5 protein-coding genes are annotated in these 2,433 nt (G+C 75.2%); 4 read left to right on the forward strand and 1 reads right to left on the reverse strand.

The window, feature by feature from the left end; all coding sequences use genetic code 11:
* Window positions 1–187 (reverse strand): hypothetical protein (locus tag ACOV8S_RS22490; protein WP_448319772.1); only part of this gene is annotated, 187 nt, incomplete at its 3' end.
* A 239-nt stretch (window positions 188–426) separates the two neighbouring features.
* Here ACOV8S_RS22490 and ACOV8S_RS22495 point away from each other — a divergent pair.
* From ACOV8S_RS22495 to ACOV8S_RS22510, 4 genes are all read left to right on the forward strand, one after another.
* Window positions 427–741 (forward strand): ArsR/SmtB family transcription factor, encoded by a 315-nt coding sequence (locus ACOV8S_RS22495; protein ID WP_448319774.1) that lies wholly within the window; start codon window positions 427–429, stop codon window positions 739–741.
* Window positions 738–1,142: an SRPBCC family protein gene (locus ACOV8S_RS22500; protein WP_448319775.1), complete on the forward strand. Its 405-nt coding sequence runs from the start codon at window positions 738–740 to the stop codon at window positions 1,140–1,142. Before ACOV8S_RS22495 ends, ACOV8S_RS22500 begins: the two co-directional genes overlap by 4 nt.
* A gap of 129 nt (window positions 1,143–1,271) precedes the next feature.
* Complete coding sequence (locus tag ACOV8S_RS22505) at window positions 1,272–2,039, forward strand: MerR family transcriptional regulator (RefSeq protein WP_448319777.1); 768 nt, start codon at window positions 1,272–1,274, stop codon at window positions 2,037–2,039.
* A 75-nt stretch (window positions 2,040–2,114) separates the two neighbouring features.
* On the forward strand, window positions 2,115–2,433 hold a 319-nt coding region (locus ACOV8S_RS22510; protein WP_448319779.1), incomplete at its 3' end, for an ATP-dependent DNA ligase.

Here is a 2,433-nt window from a genome sequence, read left to right on the forward strand (position 1 = left end):
CCCCCACCGCGCTCCCGCCGATGCCGCCCCCACGCGCCGGCGCCCACGAGGTGCTGCCGACACCCACCCGACCGGTGGAGTACGCCCCGAGAGCTGCCGGACGAGCGGCAGGCGCCTCCTCGACCGGCACGTCGGCCGCCGTGACGTCCTCGGCGCCCGCGCCGACGCACACCGCGGTCCCGCTCATGCCGTCGCCTCGCACCCGTGCCCACACGGCGCGGCCCGTCTCCCCCCGCTCCGCCCCTCCGGCGGAACCCGCGCCCGATCCGATGCGACGACCCGAGCACCGCGCCCTCCGCTGACGTCCACGCACGCGCCGCGCGGGCGGTGGTCCGCCGGGGGCGTGTCCGCCTCGCCCGGCCGGCGTCCGGTGGAACGCGTCGGAGATTGTTGACGCGTCGGAAATCTCCGACCTAAGGTGGGGTCATGCCCACCGATGTGTTCGGCGTGCTGGCCAGTCCGGTCCGGCGCAGACTGCTCGAGACCCTGCGGGACGGCCCCCGCTCCACCGGGGACCTGGCCGGGTTGTTCGACCTCGGCCGGCCCGCTGTCTCCGAGCACCTCGCGGTGCTCCGCGCCGCGGGACTCGTGCGCGAGGAGCCCCGCGGCCGGCACCGCTACCACCACCTCGAACCCGCCCGTCTGGCCGAGGTGGGCGAGTGGCTGCACCCCTTCGCGCACTACTGGGAACAGCGCCTGGACGCGCTGTCCGATCTCCTGGACGAGGAAACCGAGACATGACCGACGCGATCACCTGCGAGAGGCTCCTGCCTCATCCCCCGGCGGCGGTCTGGCGCGCCCTGACCGACCCCGCGCTGCACGCCCGCTGGTGGGCCGCCGGTGACGTCAGGCCCGTCGTCGGGCACCGGTTCACGCTGGACATGGGTGGCTTCGGAAGCCGGCCCTGCGAGGTGACCGCCGTGGAGGAGGAGCGACTGCTGTCCTACCGGTTCGCCGAGGGCACACTCGACACCCTGATCACCTGGACCCTGCACCCCGAGGACGGCGGTACCCGTCTGGTCCTCACCCACGCGGGCTTCGACCTCGACTCCCCCATGGGCCGCCAGGCCTACGACGGGATGGGCAGGGGCTGGCCCGGAGTCCTGCGACGCCTCGCCGGGTTGCTGGACGAGGCGGTCTGAGGCGGGTGCTCCCCCGCCCGGGCTCCGTCGCGGCTTGCCGCTGCCGCAGCGTCAGCGCCTAGCGTCGTTCCCGTCGCCGCGACCTGCGGTGACATACGTGACGCGCGAACGAAGGGCGATGCCTCGGTCATGGACGAGGAGTGGTCGATCACCCGGCTGGCGAAGGCCTCCGGGGTGACGGTGAGGACCCTGCGGCACTACGACGCCGTGGGTCTGCTGCCCGCGGACCGGCTCGGCGCGGGCGGCGTCCGGCACTACACCGCCGCCTCCGCCCTGCGGCTGCAGCGCATCCTGCTGCTCCGCGGCCTCGGCCTGGGCCTGTCGGAGATCGCCGCGGTCGTCGACGAGGAGAAGGACGCCGTCGAGGCGCTCCGCACCCACCTGAGCGGACTGCTCGCCGAGCGCCGGCGGGTGGAGCGGCTGGTGGAGACGGTGACCGCGACCATCGCGCACCTGGAAGGGGAGAGAGACATGGCACTGGAGGACCTGTTCGACGGGATCGACCCGGCACGTCAGGCGGCCTACGAGGCCGAGCTGGTGGACCGGTACGGCGACGAGGCCCGGCGGCAGATCGCGGAGAGCCGGCGCCGCACGGCCGGCTGGGACCGCGCGCGGGCCGACGAGGCGGTCGCCGAGTACGGGGCCGTGGAGGACGCGGCGGTGGAGCTGATCGAGGCGGGGGCCGCCCCGGACGACCCGCGCGCCGTGGAGCTCATGGACCGGCAGTACCGGGCGGTGTGCGCCTTCTGGACGCCGAACCGCGCCTCGTTCACCGGCCTGGGCCGGATGTACGCGGACTCGCCGGAGTTCCGTGCCCGCTACGACGCCAAGCACCCCCGTCTGGCGGAGTTCCTGGCCGCGGCCATGGCCGCCTACGCGGAGCAGCGGCTGGACTGACCGCGGCCTGGGCCGGTCGGGGGAAGCGGACCGTGCCGCCGCTTGACCGGCGGGCCGGTGGTGGAGAACTGTGCCGTGACGCTGCCACGGATCTCCCCCATGCTCGCGACCCCCGGCCGGCTGCCGCCGGCGGCGCAGGACGACCGGTGGGCCTACGAGACCAAGCAGGACGGCCAGCGCGCCGTGGTCTACGCGGAGGCGGACGGCACGCTCACCCTGCGGGCCCGCTCCGGCGAGGACATCACGGCCGCCTACCCCGAGCTCGCCCCGCTGGGGCGGGCCCTGGGCGGTGCCGCGGCGGTCCTGGACGGCGAGATCCTGGTCCTCGACGGCCGGGGCCGCGCCGACTTCCAGCTGCTGCAGTCCCGGATGGGCCTCGCCGGCTCCCCCGCCC

Source organism: Streptomyces sp. CO7 (assembly GCF_053474865.1).